The sequence below is a fragment of the Leptospira ognonensis genome, from assembly GCF_004770745.1.
Lineage (GTDB): Bacteria > Spirochaetota > Leptospiria > Leptospirales > Leptospiraceae > Leptospira_A > Leptospira_A ognonensis.
Genome location: NZ_RQGD01000014.1, coordinates 248,128 through 270,334 on the forward strand (window position 1 = coordinate 248,128; position 22,207 = coordinate 270,334).

Consider the following 22,207-nt stretch of genomic DNA (forward strand, 5'->3'; position numbering starts at 1 on the left):
AATGTAGACAATATCTACATAGTTTACAATGACAACATAGGAGAACTTTATGAAAAAAACGGGCATAGTGATCGCAGGATTTTTAGCAATTTTTCAATCACAACTTCAAGCAATTGATCTGGATGTGGAAGTCCAGCGGCGGATCTCGAATTCATCCATAATCAGCTGTGCCATATTTGAGTCAGCAGATGGTTTCCCTTCGGATTCGAGCAAGAGGTTACTCGGTGTGATCGCTGTAATCGAAAAGGAGAACAAGCCGATTTGTAAGTTTAAAGGATTGGCTTTAAAAAAATACGCAGTTGCCGTTCTTGAAGATTTGAATGGAAACGGGGGCATGGACAAAACGATGATAGGGATGCCAAAGGAACCTTGGGGTGTTTCCAATAATGCGCCGATGCATACTTTCGGTCCCCCGACGTTTGAAGAAGCAAGTTTCCAGTTAACAACTAACAAAACCATTCAGATTAAATTGAATCCATAATCCTTATGAAAAATTTAAACAAATACAGAAAGTCTGCTCTTATCACAGGTGCAAGTGAGGGAATCGGAAAAGATTTCGCTTTTGAATTGGCTAAACAAGGATTCTCTCTCTACCTTGTTGCTAGGAATCAAGGGAAGTTGGAGGAAGTCCGAAATGAATTGAGAGAAAAATTCGATGTCTCTGTATCAATCCATTCGAAAGATTTGAGTGATTCAAAATCCGTCTCTTCTTTAATAGAGGAGACAAAAGAATTCAGTTTCGGGATCGTCGTGCTCGCCGCTGGGTTTGGATCAGGAGGCGAATTTGCCTCCTTACCAGTTGATACAGAGCTCAACATCGTGGATTTGAATTGCAGAAGTATTGTACAACTCTCTCATCATTTTATCAAACGATCCGAAGGCAAAGAAAGTTTAGGCTTAATTTTATTTGGGTCTCTTGTAGGTTTTCAAGGGGTGCCATGGACAGCAACTTATGCGGCTTCAAAGGCATTTGTACAAAGTTTTGCGGAAGGATTGTACGGCGAAAATCGTGGTAAGGGAATAGATGTTCTCTCGGTCGCACCAGGGCCCGTCAATTCGGGGTTTGGTGGACGAGCAGGGATGAAAATGGGGATGTCGCAATCACCAAACGGTATTGCCAAAATTTCGTTATCTGAACTTGGTAAATCCGCAACAGTGCGTCCTGGATTTTTATCAAAATTTTTAGGTTACTCATTATCAACTTTACCAAGAAATCTGCGCTCTTTGATTTTAAAAAAAATTATGGCCTCGATGGTGTTTGGGAAAACATGAAAAAGAGGGTTCAAATCATGGTTTTCTTATTTGTCTGGCAATGGATCACCAGTTGTGCCGTTGCCACACCCTTTCAAAGAAGTGCAAAACTTGATCAAGTCGAAATGACTCCAGAAACGATTGTCATCCTCGCCTTGACAGAAGTGGAAATCACTGGAACTTCCTCTGATAAAAGCTCATTTTGGGAGCGCGTGACTTCGGTACGCAAAAGCTTAGATGAAATGCCGGGCTATTTAGGAGGAGCGATACGAAAAGAGATCCTAGGACCGCGGGCCTGGACACTTACTGTATGGACAAGTGAAGAAGCACTGGAACAGTTTGTTGCATCAAGAGAACATGAACGCGCCATGCGAGAAGGTGCCCCTGCTGTCAAAACGAGTAAGTTTTATAGGGGCAAATATGCCTGGAAGGAAATGCCAATTGGATGGGATGTTGTTGAAAAGCTCATTGACGAAGAAGGAAGAAAAGAATGATTCGTCGATTTTCGCAAAAAACAAGGAAAACTAACATTAGATAACCTCTAACAATGAAAAAACGAGGCTTTATCCTAGAATTTTAGGGCAGTAAAGCGAATAAACTCTTGAAATTTAATTTTTATTTTACAATGGTAGTAGAAATTAAATGAAAACTAATCTTGAAATTCCAGAGGTTATTGTATTAGATAAAACGTATACAAGAGTTTACCTCCAGGAAGATTCCTTTATATCGAATCTAAGAAGAGCCCTCCCTCGGGAGATCTCGATTGAACATTTTGAAAAACCTCTTAAATCTCAGATTTCAGAGATAGATTTCAACTTTTTACAAAATTATTACGAACGTAGAAACGGAGCGAATGGGGAAGCGTATATCCTCAGAACCATTCCACAAAGAATTCGAGTGGATATTGCGAATGCTTTTTTCGCACAAGATTACATTACCAGGGAAGATAAGGATTATCTACTCAAATTCTACGTATTAGACGAGGGGTTGGAACGCTATATATTGCGTCATTCGATCACCGAATCCGATGAGATTAAGATGTTGAAATTGTTTAATTTAAAAAGTCTTCATATCAATAACGTTCAGAAGGCTATGATCTCGGAGATATTAGAATCGGTAAAGGAAATCGAAAAAAAGTTTATTTTTTTCGCAAATCTTTACACATCTCCAAAACATAAATTCTTTTCACCACCTAACCTGAAACATGTTTCGGGCATGCAAATTACCGAAGCGGCTCGTCAGTTTGCCATTGCCATTTGTCATAAATTTGGCTCTGTACCCTTTGAAGGTGTTACATTTCTCCTCCAATCTTTAAAGAGCGAATTTTACCAATACGCCAAAGTCAATATGCCCATCAAAATGCGTGCCATTGCAAAGGATGTAAAATTTGCAAAAGATAAAACTTGGAATTTTGTTGATATTGAGATTACAGTCTACCAGGAAAATGTTGAAATTAGCAAGGTAACTACGATTGCTACGATCCTTCCGTTAAAAGTCTACCAACGATTGAAGTCTGGACAACAAGAACTTTATGAAATTGATCCTAGGTTTCGTCCAAGTGAAAGATTTCGTAATAATATATCCATTCGCTACCTAGAAGGCGATCAAATGAAAAAGTGGGTTTGTCATATCGAAAATTTTTCTGTTGGGGGATTTATGGTAAAAGCAGAAGGTGCACTCCCGCCAAAACAGTTCACTGAAAATGAAGATTTGGAATTTTTTATGCATTTCGATATAGCCGGATTCGTGCACGGAAAATGTAAAAATACATGGACTCGAGTGGAAAGGGAAGAAGAAGACACCTTTCTCGCTGGTTTTTCTATCATCGAAATGACAAACGTTGATACGGAAAACTTAAAAGAGGCGATTGGAAGATTCGGGAGATTGATAGAAGAAAGAGATTTGTACTAGTGGGTGTTTCCAGAGGCCCGATCCGTTATGTTTTTCTTCATTTTGATGGTGTCATTCTTGAAAACATTTTAGCACCAATCATATTTAATGTAATACAAAAATTGGGAGGAGTTTACTCGGCTGAAATTGAGAATAATATTTTCGCGAAATCACAAAAACATGCTGCAAATTTTATCATCAAACATTTAAATTTAACGATCTCAACAGAGGATGTCATTAATCTATATTATACGGAACGAAAACTTTATGAAGCGACGCATGAAATAAAACTAAATCAGGGCGTTGAATCCTTTCTAATCCTCTTAAAATCTTTTGGATATGAGGTCATTTCGTACGGTGGGGCTCCGATGGAATATTTTTTAGGGAATGTCGGTTCGTTAAGTTCCTATTTTAGTGAAGAAAAATACATACAAACAAAGGATTTCCGACCCGGAGTTCAGGAAATTTTATCTCGGTTCCAAAGTGTAAAACCTTCGGAGGCTTTATTCATTGATGAAGAGTTTACCATTGCACAGGCGTGTCATTCTCTCCAAGTTCCTTTTGTCGGATTCTCTACAAAATTTGAATACAGCTTTCAGAGATCGGAAATGCAAAATTTTGGCGTCAAATATATCATAAATTCATTAGAAGAAATCGATCGTTTCTTTTTGGAGAGGATTCAAAAGGACGTTTTAGGCGATTGCATTTGGAGTATAGGCGAAACAAGGAAAGAGTGAAAAGACATATGAACGAGTTTAAAAATCAAAACGTAATAATTACCGGTGGGACGAGTGGAATGGGTCTCGTGACTGCTGAACTTTTTGCCTCCGAGGGTGCCAATGTCTTTATCTCGGGTCGAAACAGAGAGCAGGGGAGAGAAGCCGCACAGTCATTATCACACTTTCAGGGAAAAAATGAGTACATTCCATGTGATGTTTCAAACCAAGAAGAAGTTAAGTCCATGATCGATTATATTGAGAGTGCCTTCGGTGGAGTTGATATCGCCGTGAATAATGCAGGTATAACCTCAAAATCCCATACGCCTCTCGCTGATTTCGCAGACGAAGAATGGAAAAATATAATCAATGTTAATTTGACTGGACTTTTTTACTGTATGAAATATGAAATACGTGCAATGCTTTCAAAAGGTAAGGGTATCATCGTAAATAATAGCTCGGTTGCAGGACTGGTTTCTATGCCTATGCAGGCTGCCTATTGTGCAAGTAAATCAGCGGTAATATCACTTACGGAATCGGCAGCGATTGACTACGCTCAAAAAAATATTCGCATCAACGCCATTGCACCAGGACCTGTCATGGGAGGTATGAATAGTATCGAGAGGCTAAATGCCAATCCAGAGCGGACTGCCAAAAAGTTGAATTTGACCGCGATGCATCGATTTGGAGAACCTATGGAGATTGCGAATGCGATTGCCTGGCTCTGTTCCAGTAAGTCGTCTTTCGTCACAGGCACGACGATTGCCGTAGACGGGGGTTTTAGTTCGGGAAAATGGTGATTCCGTAATGTATTTTGTTTTACAAACTTAGATTTTTTCGAACTATTTGAATCTTTAAAGGAGGTAAAATGGGTATGCTTGCTATTGGTGGATGCCAAAATCTAGAACTGATCCATGCAGGTGCAAGAAACACGATCTATCGTGGATTTCAAAATGGATTGCCCATCATCCTTAAAGTATTACAAAAAGAGTACCCAACTTCTGCTGAATTAGAAAATTTCACAATAGAATATAATATTTTACTGAATTTTCATTCTAAGAGAATCATCTCTCCGATATCATTGGAGAAAATTAATAATACCTTAGGAATTGTTTTTGCCGATATCGGCGGTAAGTCTATTTCTAATTTCATTTCAGAAAGTGTTTCCATTGAAAAGAAGATTGAGATATTTTTAAAATCCTTAGAGGGACTTAATGAAATACATAAATCTGAACTAGTACATCGTGACATAAAAATTCAAAATATTATCTATAATGATCTGACCGGGGATCTTCAAATTATAGATTTCGGAAGCGCGAGCCGCCTCACTAAACAAAATACATTCGTAAGCATGCATAGTTCCATGGAAGGGACGCTTGCCTATATTTCTCCAGAACAAACGGGGCGGATGAATCGAAGGGTTGATTATCGAACTGATTTCTACTCACTCGGTGTGACTTTTTATCAGATGTTTACTGGAAGTGTACCTTTTCTTTATAACGATCCTTTAGAATTAATTCACGCACACATTGCTAAATCACCGATTTCACCTTATGAGAAAAATAGAACTCCTAAAGTGATCTCCAGTATTATTATGAAGTTAATGGAGAAAGACCCTGAAAATAGATATCAGAGTGTTAATGGCATCCTCCATGATTTAGAAATTTGCAAGAAACATTTAATAGAGAATGGCCTGGACGGTTTGAAGGCTTTTGAAATGAGCATCGGAGAAAACGACTTCTCGGGTCGGTTCCAAATACCAGAGAAACTTTATGGCCGAGAAACAGAATTGAATCAAATCTTAACTCAATTCAAAGAAGTATCGAATGGAAAAACCTCGCTGGTGTTAGTTTCCGGAAAATCAGGCATTGGAAAAACATCACTTGTAAATGAAATAAAAAAGCCTGTTACAGAATCTCGAGGATACTTTATTTCAGGGAAATTTGATCTTTTAAAAAGAACAATACCTTACCGTGCGATTTCTCAGAGCTTTCAGAGTTTATTCCAACAGATACTCACAGAAAATGAAAGCTCCATTCAGAAATGGCGAACTTCGTTATTAAAAAGTCTGGGCAATAATGCAAAGTTAATCATTGATCTCATTCCAGAATTGGAATCCATACTCGGTGAGCAACCAGCTACCGTTCCTCTGCCTACCGAAGAATCGCAAAATCGATTTAACGATGTGTTTCAAAATTTTTTAAGTTCACTCGGGAAAAATGACCGTCCGCTAGTTATATTCTTGGATGATTTGCAGTGGGCAGATGCGCCAAGTTTACAGTTGATTCAGAGGATACTTTTAAATACGGAGATTAAAAACTTATTATTAATTCTTTCCTATCGGGATAATGAGATCTTTGCTGGTGATCCTTTTTCTCTGATGCTAGAAAATTTAAAAAAACAGGGTTACTCCTTTTCAGAGATCTTTCTTGAACCTATAAAAAGCTCAGATATTCAAAACCTCGTAAGCGAGACCATTGCATGTGAAGAAAAAGAGGCACGAGAGATCGCAAATGTCCTCTTATCGAAAACGAAGGGAAATCCATTTTTTATCAATGCGCTCTTTTCCGATTATTTCGAAAAAGATCTGATTCATTTTGAGAACAACAAATGGAAGATCTATCTTTCAAAAATTGAAAATGAAAAAATTGCTGAGAATGTGATTGATTTCATGATCGAAAAGATACAGGATCTTTCTCCTGATCACTTGGAAATTTTAGAATTTGCTGCCTGCGTAGGGAACTGGTTCAAATTAGACGTTTTTGTTCACATTATCAATCGACCAGATTATGATGTAAAAGGGGCTTTGATCAATTTAACAAATGAAGGTTATCTCAAACAGAACGAAAGTGAAGTAAATTTTATTCATGATAAGATTCGAGAGGCAGCTTACTCCCTTGTCTCCGAAGAGATCCGTTCCTTACATCACTATAATATTGCCAAAGGATACATTCGTCTTTTAGATCGTTATAAATTAGATGATCACATATTTACAATCGTCAATCAGTTAAACCAAGGTATTTCTCATATTAAAACGGATGAAGAAATAAGACGTCATATCGAGTTTAACATCCTGGCAGGTAAAAAAGCATTGGCTTCAAATGCGCATGATGCTGCGGCCGGGTTTTTCAATATGGCTACTCGAAATATTTTAGAATCCTCTTGGGAGAGTGATTACCAACAAACATTGGATTTATATGGGAACTTGGCGAAAGCAGAATATTTAAGTAAAAACTATTCTGCAGCGGAAGAAATTTTCAATATAATTTTGTTAAAAGCTAAAGGTGCATCTGATAAGATTGTAGTGTATGATTTAAAATCTAGTCTGTATGTAAGTCAAAACCGAATGGACGATGCTCTGGATATTTTTAAAAAAGCGGTTAAAACTTTAGGAATTCGCTTGCCATCTAATCCAAGTGAGTTGTCACCCCTTCCCGAAATCATAAAATTCAAATTCAAATTTGGCAAAAGATCGATCGATAGTCTCTACGATGCACCTTTGCTAAAAGATACTGATGCAAATACCATATTACATTTATTAAATTCTGCAATTCCGCCCGCATTCATTACTCAACCTGCATTGTTTCCGGTAATCATACTCAAGATGGTCAATCTATCTCTTCGAAAAGGGAATTCTCCTTTCGGTGCTTTCGCCTATGTTTTGTTTGGAGTGGTACAAGGCTCTGGCCTCGGTGATTATTCAGCAGGTTATGAATTTGCGCGTTTAGGATTACGTCTCCTTTCTAAGTTTCAAGAAGAAGCAAAATCTGTGGAATGTAAAACTCGTTTTATTTTTGCGACTATGGTAAGCCATTGGAAGGTGCATCCAAGGGAAGGGGAATCTGAGTACTTAAAATCAATAGCAAGTGGTCGGGAATCAGGAGATCTTCAATATACATCCTATGCGATCAATAATATGCATTTTCAAAAGTTACTCATGCGACAGAATTTAATTGAAGTTAGAGATAGTTTCAATAAATATGATAAACTTTTTCAGAATCTAAAACAATACAACGCGTATCAACTTTTCCAAATGAATAAACAATTCATTCAGAATTTGTCCGAAGATGTGGAAGATCGTCTCGCTTTGAGAGGGGAATATTTTAGGGAAGAAGAAGTACTCCCCGAATGGATACAAGCGAACAACGCCAATGCTTTATTTGATTACTTTCTAACGAAATCGAGATTAGAGTATTTTTTCGGCGATAAAAAGAAAGCTTTGGAATATTCTTTCAAAGCAGATCCTTATGAAGTAGCTATGATGGGCATGATGTTTGTTCCCGAACATGTCTTCTTTAACTCTTTGATTATAGTCTCTCTCTATCAGGACGGGACCGCAAAGGAGAAAAAACTTTTTAAGAAGCGATTGCAAAAGAATTTGAAGCGATTGAAAGTTTGGTCCTCGCAATCTGAAGCAAGTTACGGAGCTAAATATTTACTCTGTGATGCTCTGATTTTTCTAATCAATGGAGATGGAATGTTTGCCATTTCTAAATTAAAAAAATCGGTCGAGATCGCAAGGAAGTATGAATTTGTATTAGAAGAAGCAATTGCAAATGAATGGATTGCCCGAATTTGGGAAACCAGAGGTGAGGAGGCATATGCTAGGCTTCATTTAACAGATGCCAAGTATTGTTATGCGAAATGGGGATGTAAGATTAAAGCAGAGCAATTGAACGTAACTTTCGAGAAAAATAAGAGCCGATTTTTAGAAACTGACCAAAGTGCGGTTAAACCAGACATAAAACATACAATGCTGGCAAGTCAATCTTCAAACACGAACCAGTTTGATTTAGTAAGCGTTATCAAAGCATCCCAAGCGATTTCAAGCGAGATCCAATTAAGTAATCTCTTGGAAACTATGATGAAGATACTCTTCGAAAATGCAGGTGCTGAATCTGGTATGTTCCTTCTCAACAGAAATGAAGGTTGGCGCATCGAAGCAGTCGGCAATTTTAATCGTGATGAAATCGTGACATTACAAGGCTTACCACTCATTGAAAGTGAGAAATTTCCGATCAACATCATCAATTTTGTAATTAGAACTAAACGTCTGGTATTGTTAGATGATGCAAAAAATTCAGGAATGTTTGTCAGCGATCCTTATGTAGAATCGAACAATTCAAAATCAGTTCTCTGCTATCCGATCATTAATCACGGTAATTTCATTGGCATTATTTATCTAGAGAACAATTTACTAAAGTCGGCTTTCACCGAAGAGAGAGTCGAAGTATTAAAAGTATTATCTGCTCAGATAGGTATGAGCGTTGAAAATTCACTACTTTTTGCAAATTTGGAAGAAAATGTAAAAGAAAGAACGAAAAATTTAAACGATGCCTTAGTGGCTGTTAGCTCGCTGAAAGAACAGCAAGACATGGATTATTATTTGAATACACTTCTCGTTGAACCACTTGGTTTAAATAATGCTAGCAGTAAACATGTCGAAGTAGAGTTTTTTTTAAAGCAGAAAAAAACGTTTCAGTTTCGAGGAAATGATTATGAGTTAGGTGGTGACATCAATATATCCGATAATATGAAAATAGCTGGTCGTAGCTACACTGTTTTTTTGAACGGAGATGCTATGGGTAAATCAGTACAAGGAGCAGGTGGAGTTCTCGTGATCGGAACGATCTTCAAATCCATTATCCAACGTACGAACTTTTCGGACTACGGACTCAATATTTATCCCGAAAGGTGGATTAAAAATGCCTATCTTGAAATGCAAAATGCCTTTGCAAGCTTCGATGGAACCATGCTCATGTCAGCAATCTTCGGCCTAGTAGATGATGAAATGGGAACTTTATATTTTATGAATGTAAGTCATCCTGATTTACTTCTCTATAGACAAGGCAAGGGAGAGTATATCAGAAGGTCAAATGAATTGCCAAAATTGGGGCATGAAGATCCTACCGTAAGTATTTCTTTAAATGTAATCGCTCTATTTCCTGGAGATCGCATCCTCCTAGGCTCCGACGGGAGAGATGATCTCATCATTGGAACAGATCCAGACGGATTTGATATTTTTAATGATGATGAAAATATGTTTCTGCGGAATGTCGAAGCATCTGATTCAGATTTGCAAAAGCTATATGAACTTACTTTGAATTCGGGGAAAATTATTGATGATCTTTCCTTTTTAAAAATAATTTGGAAGGGTCCCGTCATCTCCTCATATGATTTCGATCATAGTAAAGTTTTTAAACAGATCGAGTCTCTTAAGGAGAATTCCGATTTCCATGGTGTTCTTGCTTTGGCACAAGAAATGATCGATAAGTACCCTCATGAAAGTTTGTATTTATTTGAACTTTCCTATGCTTTGACGAAATTGGGACAATGGGAAAGGGCCATCGATTTCGGAGAAAAATTGCGCCTTCGCATTCCGGATCATCTTTCCAATATCTTAAATTTGGTCCATTGTTATGTAGAGATCGGGAAAAACGCTCGAGCCAATGAAATTCTATCGTTTGCCATTATGACAATTCAGGATGATGGTCGCCTGCAAAAAGCCAGAGAGACTTTGCGTTTACACTAGCCACATTTGCTTTTTCCTAGAATGGATGAGTCATTTTGAAACCCATGTGGGTTGTTCAAAGTGTTACCGATGTGGCTTTTCACACATTTCGGGAATCACGATCATGTGACATAAGATTGATTATGGGAAGCTGCATATTGCATCATGTAATCATCTACTGCAAACGCTGATCGTTGCATCATCTAAAATCTACTCCGATTGACTGCCAGGAATTGTCGGAACGACTTGAAGCTCACGAATGACCGAAATGAGATGGTCTTTCTTCCAGGGTTTCGTAATGACATGGTCGACTCGACCGACCCGTTTTGCCCGTTCTAGGGAAATGGGATCGACTTGGCCTGTGAGAAGGATCTTTCGGATGTTTGGAAAATTGAGCTCAAGGTGGATCATAAACTCATCACCCTTCATTCCAGGCATCAGCCAGTCGCTGACAACGATGACTATCGAATGGTTCGGATCCAAGGTATCATCTATGATGTCTATGGCCTCAGCCGCTGATTCTGCCGTTTCGTAGATAAATGAATTCCCAAAAGCATTCCGGAGCTGTTCTTTCAGGCTCTCGAGAACGGAGACTTCGTCATCCACGCATAGAAACATCAGTTTACGATCTTCGTTCAAACAGGCAGCCTCACATGAAAGGTTGTGCCAACACCAACCTCTGATTGAAAGTAAATCTCTCCCTGATGCTTTTCAATGATTTTTTTTACAATGCCGAGTCCCAAGCCTGTACCTTCACCGCGGATTTTTGTCGTAAAGAATGGATCAAAAATTTTATCGCCGTCTTCGGCACTTATGCCTTTACCTGTATCTCGAATCGAAACTTTGACAAAGTTAGGTGAAGCATCTTTCTCGATTGAAATCAAGATTTCACCATTTCCTTCGATCGCCTGAGCAGAATTGTGGATTAGATTTGTCCAAACTTGACTCAGTTCATCAGGGAAAGCTTTGATATCAACGTCATAAGTAAAATTTTTTGTCACTTCGATTTCGGATTTTAGAAGACTTTTGTAAATCACAAGAACAGTCTCAATGTTTTCTGCTAAGTTCACCGTTATTTTCTCACCAGAGTTGTCGCGATGCGAATAGCTTTTTAAGGCAAATACAATTTTCGATGCTTTTTCAACAGAATTTTCGATATTTCTAGCATTGGTTTGTAATCTCGAAATTTTATGAATGTATTCTATCACCAAACTGCCGTTTTCTTCGTGCAGCAAACGGATCCATGACTCCAAAGGAAATGATAAATCAAAGTCTAGTATAAGATCCGCTATATGGTCGGAATTTTCGATCCTCTCTTTTTCCAAACTTTCTGCGATTTCTTTCTTTTTCTGACGCCTTTCTCTGCTAGAAAGAAAGAAAATTTTCTGTGCTGGAGTTTTCTCTAAGTTACTTTGTATGACATACTTAGCATGAGGAGAAAGTGTTTCCGTCGGAAACGACAAAACGAAGGACAATGCATCCTCTACATTCGAGATAGCAGTACGAATCGTACCCAGAGGCGTATTGATTTCATGCGCAATGCCAGCAACCAATTGACCAAGTGTCGACATTTTTTCCGAGTGAATCAACTGGGTTTCAGCAGCTTTGAGGTCCTCTAAAGCCTGCGATAGATTTTGATTTGATTGCAACAAGTTTTGATTTGATTCATTTATATCAGAAATAAGTATAGAAATTTTATCTTTTAAGACTCTAAAGGCATTTGCTAATCTTCCGATTTCGTCATTCGATTGGTAGCCAATCATAACTTCCCAGTTTTGATTTGCAATTTCATGAGCAATGGAAGTTAGTTCTGAGATCGGATCACTCACTTTTTCTTTGATAACAATGTAAGAAAAAGAAAGTGATCCGATAAGACTCACTATCACAAGGAACATGCTAATAATTAAATAGATACTGTAACTTTCGTATTGGCGCACATTATCATTTGTTCTTTTTTCAAGCAATTGAAAAAATTCATCGATAGGTTCCATGATTTCTTTTTTCGATTTATGATATTCACTGCCATGCATCAGTGAAATCGCATATTCCCTGTTTGGTTTTCCATTGATTGTAAACTGCCCATTGGAATCTTTATACTTCCCCTTGATCGCATTCAAGGCAATATTTTCAAGATTTACAAGTTCATCAGAATTGAATTGTGCTGTTTTCAGTTTTTTAAACTCTTCTTCCGTAAAACCAGCTTCAATCATTCGCGATTGAAGAGAACTTTTATGTCCTGGCAATGGCTTACGATCTGAAGGAGCTAGAATGAAATCCCAATAAATTCGGTCATAATTTTCTGGACGTTCCTTTTCTCCATTTCGGATGGCCAATATTTCATTAAAAATCTGTTCATAAAACTCATTGCCAGTGACCACATAGGTTCGTGCAAAGCGCGTTAGGTCGTCTGAACTTTGCCTCAGTTCATCAGCAAGCTTAATGGATTTCAATCGTGTTTCTTGACTGGCTGCCAGAAAAGACTGCACTTGGAAGAGCGTAATCGCAAGAACACCCAGTAGTATTAATAAAAAAATATTAAATGAGAAAATGAAATAGAATAAGCGTTTGATGCTCACTGAAGCTACCGATCAGAAGTCAAATCAACAGAGACTAAGCAGACATCGTCATTGAGAACGGAATCTTCTAGAAATTCCATTAGATCAGAAAAAATACCGGAGATCAAGGCCTCACTGGTTTCGGAACGATGTTCGATGAGGTAATCATACAGGATATCTTCATAGAATTGCAAACCCTTCTGTTCAGAACATGCTTCGAGTAGTCCATCAGTGAAAAATAGAATCCGAGAACACCCAGCAAGTGAGATACGCTCACTTTTAAATGCAGAATCTTTACTCGCGAGAATTTGGGAACTCAAAATCCCCAATGGTTTTCTTTTATATTTTAACTTCAGCTCCGTTACACTATCCATTTTAAAAACATACGGGTATGGATGACCTGCATGTGCACAATCCATTTCCTTTTTTTCAAAATCTATTACGGAATATAACGCCGTCACGAATCTACCTTCAGAATAGTTTAGTATGACATCGTTTAATATAGTGAGAAGCTGTGCCGGGTCTTCTAGAATCTCTTCTGTCATTTTGTGTAAGGTACTTTTAATGATAGCCGTGATGAATGCAGAAGCGACACCATGCCCTGCTACATCACTGATAAAAATTCCAATTTTATTTTTATCTTTGAAATGCATAAAATCAAAGAAATCTCCGCCTACTTTATGTAAGGGGAGGTATAATGTTGATATAAATTTGTTTTCTCCTTTTTTAGGTAACATCGCTGTTTGGATTCCGGCTGCGAGTAACAAATCTCGTTCCATCATTTGGTTTTGCGCTAAAATTTCTTTTGATTTAAGGGCCAGATCCTTCTCGATCATTTTCTTTTCTGTAATATCAAATATGGTAAAACGAATCACGATGGCCTCATCTGGTGGTGAGACTACTTTTCCGGAAAGATACACGAATAATTGACTACCATCTTTTTTTTGTAAGGTGACTTCTTGGCTATTGGTAGTCCCGCCTTCTTTGATTGCTTTAAAATCGATTTCAAATTGAGGTAGGTAGCTTGGTCCGATCAAATTGCGAAAATTAGGACATTGTAAAAGTTCTTTTCTGGAAAAACAAAGCCAATCCAATAGGGTAACATTTGCTGTTTGTATTCTCCCATGCTCATCGAGATTTAGATAACCGCAGGGAGAGTTATTAAAAAAGTCATCTAACTGGACATTTTGTAACAGAATCTGGTAGCGTAATTCCTCTAATTCGGCCCTGAGAACTTCCTGGTCCCGCTCAAATATGTCATCTGTACTGATCGGCATAGCCTTCCCTATGCACGATTTTCCTTCTATATCGAAATATTTTGCACGTAGAAAAAAATTTCCTTGTAAGAAAACACAGAAAAGTTACATTTTTGCCATAATACGGAAAAAAGGAACGACGTTCTTTTGTAAGATTTATGAATGAAACCCCAATCAGAAAACCCTCGATCGCCATCATTGGTGCCGGTATGACTGGCATCCTGCTTTGTATCAAATTGCAGGAGCTAGGAATTGATGATGTGACCCTCTTTGAAAAGAAAGACGACCTAGGCGGTACTTGGCGGGAAAATACCTACCCGGGTGTTGCCTGTGATATACCAGCTCCAATGTATACCTATTCTTTTGAGCCAAACCCGGAGTGGAACTACCGTTTTGCGAGAGGGAATGAAATTCAAGCATACTTCAAGAAGGTAAGCGAAAAATATAAGGTAACACCGAAGATCCGATTTGGAGAAGCCGTGATCTCTGCAACTTACCAACAGGGAAAATGGACTATCAAATCGAGTAAAGACACCACTCTAGCTGTTGATTTCGTGATTTCGGCAACGGGGATTTTACATCACCCTGCAAAACCAAATATACCTGGCCTTGCTTCTTTTAAAGGTGCATGTTTCCATACAGCTGAATGGGATCATAGTATAGAATTGAAAGGAAAGCGAATCGGTGTTATCGGCACGGGATCGACAGCCGCGCAAGTCATTCCCGAAATGATAAAAATAGGAAGTAAGGTTTCCGTTTTTCAAAGAACACCTCAATGGATTGTAAATGTTCCTGATAAGCATTATTCGAATCAAGACAGAGAAAATTGGAGGAAAAATCCCTCAGTCGCAAAACGTTTACATGCATTGTATACTATCGCCGTCGAACAAACGTTTTCGAAGGCAGTGATTGGGAAAAAGCTTCCGCATGCTCTAATGAGTTTTTTATGTAAGCGGAATTTAAAAAAATCTGTTAAGGATCCTATCTTACGAGCAAAGTTAACTCCAAATTACCGTGTTGGTTGTAAAAGAGTCATTGTGAATTCAACATTTTACGATGCCATCCAAAAGCCAAATGCCGATTTAGTCACAGAAGCCATTGAAAAAATTACTCCCGAGGGTGTGGTTACTAAAGATGGAAAAATACATCAATTAGATGTCCTCGTTCTGGCTACAGGGTTTCACCCATTTAATTTCATGCGCCCAATGAACTTAACAGGTGAAAACGGAGTGAAAATAGATGATGTGTGGAGTAAAAAAATCCAAGCATACAGATCCATGTTCATTCCTTCTTTCCCGAACTTTATTCTCATGCTCGGGCCTAATACACCTATTGGTAATTTTTCAGTGATTGCGATGAGTGAGGTACAAGCGAATTATCTCATGCAGGTGATTCGTGATTGGCAACAGAAGAAATTTGATGAACTTAGCGTTACCGAAGATGCATTTAAGAATTTTAATGCCTATCTAAAAGCTGGAATGGGAAAAACGGTATGGTTAGGTGGCTGTAATAGTTGGTATCTTGATGCAGATGGCGATCCTGCAATGTGGCCATACACTTGGAAACAGTGGGAAAAAGAAATGAAAACGCCAGATTACAAAGACTTCGCGATCAAAACTTTTTAACCTTCCCAATCCCAAAAAAAGTCTTTATTGGAAAGCTCCTCTTTAGGAGCTTTTTTCTGATCGAAATTTTCCTCTGGGTAAAGGTCAGAGGACTCCTGAAGTGCAGTACCCATTTTTTCAAGATCCAAGGTCTCGTTTAACCAATACTCTTCGGTGCCAAAGTGAGGGAATAGATTCGGAAAGGAAGGATCCGTCCACCTTTTTGCAATCCAAGCCGCATAATGAATGTAGCGAATCCCTCGCAAGGGTTCAATGAGCTTCAGCCAATTATCCGAAAGTTCTGCAAACTCCTGGTAACCTTCAAAAAAAAGCTCGCGTTCATATTGCTCTTTGGATCCACCAAACGGGAGTAACATCCAAAAATCTTGAACCACTGGTCCTTCAAGGAAGTCATCGAAATCCAGAAAGGAAAACCCGTCCTTTGAATGTAATAGATTACCCTTATGACAATCACCATGGATTCGTTGCATGGGAATCGCGTAGGTATTGATCAGATTCTCATAAGTTGTAAATGTAATGAGAGCTGCATCCTTGTACCTTTTGAGCAAATTTTGATTTGCGATCCAGCCTCCATCTTCGATGAGGGAGAGTGCTTTTTGGGCATGGTTTTGGATGTCCAACCTTGGACGATATTTAGTTTGCTTGGCTTTCCCGACGGAATGGATCCGACCAAGTAACCTTCCCAATTGTTGTAGGTCAGATTCAGCAATTTCTTCAATGATGCGGCCGGTTCTCAGTGGCCATATAGCAAACATTAGATTTTCGAAATCATAAATAGATTTCCCTTTCTCTAATTGGATTGGAGCGAGTACAGGAATTTCAGCATCTCTTAGTTCAAATAAAAAATCATGCTCTTCCTGAATTTGTTCTTTCGACCATCTTCCTGGGCGATAGAATTTTGTTACATAACGAGTTTTATCCTCAACTTCAATATCATACACACGATTTTCTACACTATTTAAAGGGACGCATCTGCCAGTCGGTTCAAAACCAATGGATTCCATTGATTTCAGAATGCTATCTGGGTTTAAATGATTAAAAGAAGCAAGATTATTCACGTTTTAGACACAATTTGATTTCTACCTGAAAGTTTCGCTTCATATAGATTTTTATCTGCAATTTTTAACGCATCTGCCGGCGTAATTTCTGGAGAGAGCCTACCTCCTGCGATGCCACCACTAAATGTGATAGAAAAAGAGGCGTTCTTGTCAGTGGGAATCAAGATCTTTGATATTTGGTTTCTAATTTTATCTAAAACCAAATGCGCATTTTCTAATGAAGTTTCTGGAAGAAGGATGACAAATTCTTCCCCACCATACCTGGAAACGATATCAGACTTGCGAAGTTGCAATTTTAGTTCCTTGGCAAGCAGGCGCAGTACCGTATCACCCACATCGTGACCATAGGTATCATTTACATTTTTAAAAAAATCGATATCAATCATCGCGAGAGCAATCGGACGGTCGTGACGCTTACACCGCTGAAATTCTTGTTCGATTCTTTCAGACATATAGCGTCTGTTATATAAACTGGTTAAGGGATCTTGATGAGATGATTCAAGAAGGCGATCTTGGAGAGATTTTATTCGCAGGGCACTAAAAATCCTAGCCAATAATTCTACCTCGTCAGCAGGCTTGCGGATAAAGTCCGTGGCACCAGCTTCAATGGCTTCTTTGATTTGGCTAGAATCGGTATGGCTTGTTACCATAATGATGGGCAACCAACCCGAAGGAGAAAAAGATAAAATCTCATTGATCAGTTCAATGCCGGTTCCGTCAGGTAGCTCCCAGTCGAGTAGTACTACGTCTATTTTCTCTCTTGCAATGATCATCCGGGCGTGGCCTGCACTTGGAGCACTGACAGCCAAGTAACCATATTTTGTGACCCATCTCTCTAAAATACGTGATTGGATATCCGAATCTTCGATGATGAGAATTTTTTTGTGTGCCATGCAGAAAGATTTTAACCTAACTTAATTTACTTTTTCTTTTTTTTCGCATCGAGAATTCGATCTGCTTCGCCTTCTTCCATCGGCACACGAACAACAGTCCCGCCTTCCTTACGAATTTGGTCCAAATCGACCACCGCGCCTGATAGAAGACCATCGGCCTTATTGGTAACATCTTTTACCCCGTACACAACCCATTTTCCTCCCTCTAAGGAAAGAACGAGATAGGAACAATCGGCGACGGCAAGAATGGAATGGGCGGAAAGCTGTGAAATCACTTCATAGCTGGCAACGACTCCTGAACCGAGGCCAACTCCCACAGGAATGCCAGCAGATTTTGCAAGATAATAGATTCCGAAAGCAGTTCCCGTACCAAAGGAGGCAACGGTTCCAACGGTTCCCACTGTGGCTGAAGCTGCTTTGGTTCCTACGTAAGTCGTCGTTTGAACACCCGCTGAAGTTGCGGTTATGGCGCCGCCTGCTGTTGTCCCAGTCACAGCAAGGCCACCACCTAAAATGGATTGGGTCGTGGTCACACCGATCAATGAAATCGGTGCCAGCAGATACTTACCAGATTTTTCGGTTAGAATGCTGGCTCCTTTGGTACTATACTTGGATGTTTTTCTAGCTACATAGGAGGAGGCATTGCCGCCTGCTTTTAACGATTCATATGATTCGCCAAGTACAATCTCAGTGCTACCCAAAAGGGCACCTAGCGCCAATTTTACGTTGGGTGCGACAATATAAACAGTACCTTTACCTGCAACGGTAATCGTTTCAGCCAATACATACACTCCCGTGGTGGCTCCGACGGTAATGACAGCTGCAGGATAAACAACGGTATTCACGGCTATATAGCCGACGGAAAGAATACCAATTTTACCTATTGGAGCAATGATTGAATCATAAAAAATTGCCTTTGTCGTTTTGGCGAAAGCCTTTAATAGTGAGAATGACAAACCCTCCCCATCTGCGATGGATTCTATGTCTTTGCCTGCACTTTTTAATTCGTTTTTGGCAGTATTTCCATAATTGAAAATGGTTTCTGTCCACAAATCGGAGATTCCATTGGAAATATCATTTCGAATGTCAGTCACTGTCGAAAAAGAATTTTTATAAGTTCCACCCTCAATCTCTTCGTAAGAATCTTCCCATGCAGATTTTAAGGACTCGTCCATGTCCACATAACCAATCACAAAGGATTCAAAGGAATCTTTAAAAGTTTGATTATAGGATTTCATGCGTGCTTTAAATTCGGGAGACTTTTCTTTTTGTTCAGCGTCTTTAAAACGGTCTTCGGCCCAAGCATCCCAATCTTTACGCAACTGTTCGCTATTTTTAATCACGTCGGCATGCGCTTTTTTCCCTGCTTCGAAAGATCCACCTATCAACCCATAGGCTTTTGCGTTGGAAACGTACATGATATAAATTCCCGGAAGAGTCGCCGAATCTTGTAAATAACTGACTGCATCGTTTCCTGACTCCGAAACATTCTCTGCATAAGACCAACTTGTCTTCGTTCCTTCTTTTACAACGATCACAGATTCTTTTGCTTTCTGGAAGGCTTTAGAAAATTCTTGTTTTGCGAAACCCACACGTCGTCCAAGAAGAAAAATTTCTCCTTCTTCCATGGGAGGGATAAATTTGATACTCGTACCTGCTAGAGGTACGGCCCCTTGAAAATACAAAGACTTATGTCCTTCACCGATTAGCTTTTTAGAATTTTTCAGTGGGTCATCTTTGTCTTTCGCCGTCGACGAACAAGAGATAGATGTCAGTATGAAAAAACAAAACAGTATTGCTTGGTAAGGGATGGATTCAGAGTATCTCATTTTCTCTCTCCTGTTTGTTTTCTTTTCAATTCTTCCTCTTTATCCTTGATCTCAGCAGCAATCACTTTTTTGATGAGCTCTTTATCTGTAGAAAGGATTTGCACTTTACCTTCTTTTTTTGCTTTTTCCAAATTGATGATGGTTCCAGTGGGCAGATCATCAAAGCCAGAATAATTACCCCGAGCCACAGCAATCACAACTCGCGGACCATCATACGCAAGAAAGACGGTCCCATCAGGAACTGTTAGTAGGAGATGCGCAGGAATGACGGTGAGTGCCGTATAACTCAAAATGACACCAGATTTTAAAGCATAGACGCTTGCTTCCGCGCTACCTTTCCCAAAATCATACACGAGACCCGTTGCATACGCAGTACTTTCGTAGGCTACCCCACCGGTTTGTGTTACAGCCTCTCCCCCATATCCAGCAGCCATCGTAGTTACTTGGTTAAATGCTGAAATGCCAGTGCCGCCAATCACCGTGGGTGCTGTGGTAGAAAGGGTCGCAATCCCCATAGTCCCTAGAAATCCAGCTTCCAATGTAGGGGAAATGATACGATAGCCTAGTTTGGTTGGATAATAAACGACCATTCCAGTAGTGATCAGTGCCTGTCCTGAGAAGGTAGTTAAATGTGAAACGGGGACAAATACGCCACCTACGACTAAAGTCTCGCCCACGGCTGTCGTGGTGTTAAAGAGTGGACTGACTAGAATTTCTTTTACGGCGATTGTATATCCTTGAAAAATATCCCACATCGCAATCAGAGCATTGTCTCGAGTACCCGATTCATCGTATTCTTCCACAAAACTCTTTACACTTTTATTGAAGCTTGTTCGCCATACATTTGTAAGCTTGTTTTGATTTTTCCAGATGGTATCAATAAAGATATCATTGATATTTCCTGACAATTCTCCTCTACCCTGATTCACATCATTCCAGGTGGCAAGAAGTTGTTTTTTATCCTCAGCATCTCTCTCTCCGAGATACATATACCCGTCGATGAAGCTATTGGCAGCCTTCCCATTCAATTCCCTGGATAACTCCCATTCGTTAGCTGCAAGTTGGTAGGAAAATTCATAGATATCTTTTGAATTTTGAGTTCCTGAACTACGAAGATTTGAGGCCTCGTGATTGATCTTCTTCATCGTCATAAGCATATCCGATGGCAAATCAACCGTCCGATTCTTCATATTGTCAAATACCATGGCACGTGCGACCTTTGAGCTCATTCTGCCAGATTCGAATACCTCCTCGACTGACTTGCTTCCTGGTGGTATCAGAAGCCAACCGTTCTCGTCTAGATTCTTCCTGGCACCCAAGGCATTGGTTGTCAAAGGTGCTATTTTTTGGAAGGACTGGGGTTTTGCATCTTTTGCCGTAACTGACTCCCCTACAATTTTATCCGCTTTTGGAGATTGACAGAACACAACCAGCAGTCCAACTATCAGCAGTAATATTTTAAAATAAAGTTTTTGCATACTTCCCTCAATTCATTTTTCTCGTCATCAAACGCCAGTAAAAAGATGTCCGATCTTTGTCTTCGATAAATCCACAGTGTCCGCCTTTACTTTCGATCACCACATCCACATAAGGCTGACTTTTTATCTGATAAAAATCTTCTACCGGAATCACAGGATCATCCTCAGAGGTTAAGATCGTGACTGGTATTTTGATTTTTTCAAAAAAATCTTTGCTTAGCGTGTAGGTCTGGAAGTAATCCTTTACAGATAGAAACTCGGAATAATCTAAAATCATAGTCTCTGTCAGTTGCATGACAGTTTTATATTTTTTAAAATTTGGAAACTTATAAAGATGTGGAAATAACTTTTCTTTCTTCCGAAGTGAGGAGATCCATGCTTTCAGGAAATAATCTCTGAGTACGGGATGACTGTCCATTTTTAAAGTTGCTGCCATTGGGTCGAGAGGAGGACTAATCGAAAAACAATGTTTCAAATTTGGAATTTTATCTGCCTTTTTTGCAAGTGAACTTTTTTTTGCGATTCTCAAAACGAAATTGGCACCTAACGAAAATCCTGCTAGGTAAATTGGCTGATTCGTTTCATTTAATTGTGCAAGAGAATAAACTGCTTCATATGTTTCTTGCAACAAACTACCATTGAAAATCCCTTCATTCAAATGGTGTGTTCCACCATGATCCCTGAGGTTTAAGCGGTACACGGAAAACCCTTTGGCAAGAAAATGACGTGTGGTACGAACCATATAACTGGAATCGATACTTCCCTCCCAACCATGCAAAAGGATAAGAATCCCCTTTGGGTTGGTAACATTGCTAAGGGCAGAAAGAAGCGAGACTCCACCCTTCGTCTTTACCAAATGCCATTTAACATCATGTAGGAATTGGTATTGTTTGTCCTTTTTTGATTTCCATGAGGCAAGGATGGATTGCGCCATGGCACCAGAAAGAATCGGAATTGGTTTAAACGAGGTCATGTTCCTGTTATGAATTGAATCATTGATCCTTTTTGCATACTACCAATTTACGGATCCAATGATCTTTGAAAAGAAGTATCCGCAATCGCAGAAAATAATCTGTAATCACAGAGTCTTACTGACTCCGAAACCCATCGAATCCAAATTGACTTCTTTTCGGTCTCCAACCAAA

General features: G+C 39.2%; 16 protein-coding genes. 8 read left to right on the plus strand and 8 right to left on the minus strand.

Features of this window, described 5'->3' with window-relative positions:
* Positions 1-49: 49 nt before the first annotated feature.
* The 7 genes from EHQ58_RS04935 to EHQ58_RS04965 all read left to right on the plus strand — a co-directional run bounded on the left by EHQ58_RS04935 (position 50) and on the right by EHQ58_RS04965 (position 10,389).
* Positions 50-481 (plus strand): DUF2141 domain-containing protein, encoded by a 432-nt coding sequence (locus EHQ58_RS04935; RefSeq protein ID WP_135622747.1) that lies wholly within the window; start codon positions 50-52, stop codon positions 479-481.
* A gap of 5 nt (positions 482-486) precedes the next feature.
* Positions 487-1,272 carry an SDR family NAD(P)-dependent oxidoreductase gene (locus EHQ58_RS04940; protein ID WP_135622748.1) on the plus strand — a complete coding sequence of 262 codons (786 nt, stop codon included), beginning with the start codon at positions 487-489 and terminating at the stop codon, positions 1,270-1,272.
* On the plus strand, positions 1,269-1,745 hold the full coding sequence (locus EHQ58_RS04945; RefSeq protein WP_135622749.1) for an antibiotic biosynthesis monooxygenase family protein: 477 nt from the start codon (positions 1,269-1,271) through the stop codon (positions 1,743-1,745). Before EHQ58_RS04940 ends, EHQ58_RS04945 begins: the two co-directional genes overlap by 4 nt.
* 148 nt (positions 1,746-1,893) lie before the next feature.
* The gene (locus EHQ58_RS04950) at positions 1,894-3,162 is read left to right on the plus strand and encodes an AfsA-related hotdog domain-containing protein (RefSeq protein ID WP_135622750.1); all 1,269 of its coding nucleotides are present in this window, start codon (positions 1,894-1,896) and stop codon (positions 3,160-3,162) included.
* On the plus strand, positions 3,162-3,878 hold the full coding sequence (locus EHQ58_RS04955) for a hypothetical protein (RefSeq protein ID WP_135622751.1): 717 nt from the start codon (positions 3,162-3,164) through the stop codon (positions 3,876-3,878). The genes EHQ58_RS04950 and EHQ58_RS04955 overlap by 1 nt, the downstream gene beginning before the upstream one ends.
* Positions 3,879-3,886: 8 nt before the next feature.
* Positions 3,887-4,657, plus strand: a complete 771-nt coding sequence (locus EHQ58_RS04960; RefSeq protein ID WP_135622752.1) for an SDR family NAD(P)-dependent oxidoreductase — start codon at positions 3,887-3,889, stop codon at positions 4,655-4,657.
* Positions 4,658-4,725: 68 nt separating this feature from the next.
* Positions 4,726-10,389 (plus strand): AAA family ATPase, encoded by a 5,664-nt coding sequence (locus tag EHQ58_RS04965; RefSeq protein WP_135622753.1) that lies wholly within the window; start codon positions 4,726-4,728, stop codon positions 10,387-10,389.
* A gap of 189 nt (positions 10,390-10,578) precedes the next feature.
* Here EHQ58_RS04965 and EHQ58_RS04970 read toward each other — a convergent pair whose 3' ends face one another.
* Genes EHQ58_RS04970 through EHQ58_RS04980 form a run of 3 tightly spaced genes read right to left on the minus strand, consistent with a single transcriptional unit; the run spans position 10,579 to position 14,200 of the window.
* On the minus strand, positions 10,579-11,007 hold the full coding sequence (locus tag EHQ58_RS04970; RefSeq protein WP_210412777.1) for a response regulator: 429 nt from the start codon (positions 11,005-11,007) through the stop codon (positions 10,579-10,581).
* Entirely contained in the window at positions 11,004-12,944 is a 1,941-nt protein-coding gene (locus EHQ58_RS04975) for a sensor histidine kinase (protein ID WP_135622754.1), read from the minus strand. The genes EHQ58_RS04970 and EHQ58_RS04975 overlap by 4 nt, the downstream gene beginning before the upstream one ends.
* 5 nt (positions 12,945-12,949) lie before the next feature.
* Entirely contained in the window at positions 12,950-14,200 is a 1,251-nt protein-coding gene (locus tag EHQ58_RS04980; protein ID WP_135622755.1) for a SpoIIE family protein phosphatase, read from the minus strand.
* A gap of 137 nt (positions 14,201-14,337) precedes the next feature.
* Between EHQ58_RS04980 and EHQ58_RS04985 the strand changes: the two genes are divergently transcribed.
* A complete protein-coding gene (locus tag EHQ58_RS04985; RefSeq protein ID WP_135622756.1) occupies positions 14,338-15,804 on the plus strand; it encodes a flavin-containing monooxygenase in 1,467 nt (488 codons plus the stop codon).
* Here EHQ58_RS04985 and EHQ58_RS04990 read toward each other — a convergent pair.
* The 5 genes from EHQ58_RS04990 to EHQ58_RS05010 are packed head-to-tail and all read right to left on the minus strand — an operon-like array spanning position 15,801 to position 22,035.
* Positions 15,801-16,862 (minus strand): serine/threonine protein kinase, encoded by a 1,062-nt coding sequence (locus EHQ58_RS04990; protein WP_210412778.1) that lies wholly within the window; start codon positions 16,860-16,862, stop codon positions 15,801-15,803. The genes EHQ58_RS04985 and EHQ58_RS04990 overlap by 4 nt on opposite strands.
* Positions 16,859-17,755 (minus strand): diguanylate cyclase DgcR, encoded by an 897-nt coding sequence (gene dgcR / locus EHQ58_RS04995; RefSeq protein WP_135622758.1) that lies wholly within the window; start codon positions 17,753-17,755, stop codon positions 16,859-16,861. Before dgcR ends, EHQ58_RS04990 begins: the two co-directional genes overlap by 4 nt.
* Positions 17,756-17,781: 26 nt before the next feature.
* Positions 17,782-19,584 (minus strand): hypothetical protein, encoded by a 1,803-nt coding sequence (locus EHQ58_RS05000; protein ID WP_135622759.1) that lies wholly within the window; start codon positions 19,582-19,584, stop codon positions 17,782-17,784.
* Positions 19,581-21,062, minus strand: a complete 1,482-nt coding sequence (locus EHQ58_RS05005; RefSeq protein ID WP_135622760.1) for a hypothetical protein — start codon at positions 21,060-21,062, stop codon at positions 19,581-19,583. Before EHQ58_RS05005 ends, EHQ58_RS05000 begins: the two co-directional genes overlap by 4 nt.
* 7 nt (positions 21,063-21,069) lie before the next feature.
* Positions 21,070-22,035, minus strand: coding sequence for a YheT family hydrolase (locus tag EHQ58_RS05010; RefSeq protein WP_135622761.1), 966 nt, complete (start codon positions 22,033-22,035; stop codon positions 21,070-21,072).
* Positions 22,036-22,207 lie beyond the last annotated feature (172 nt).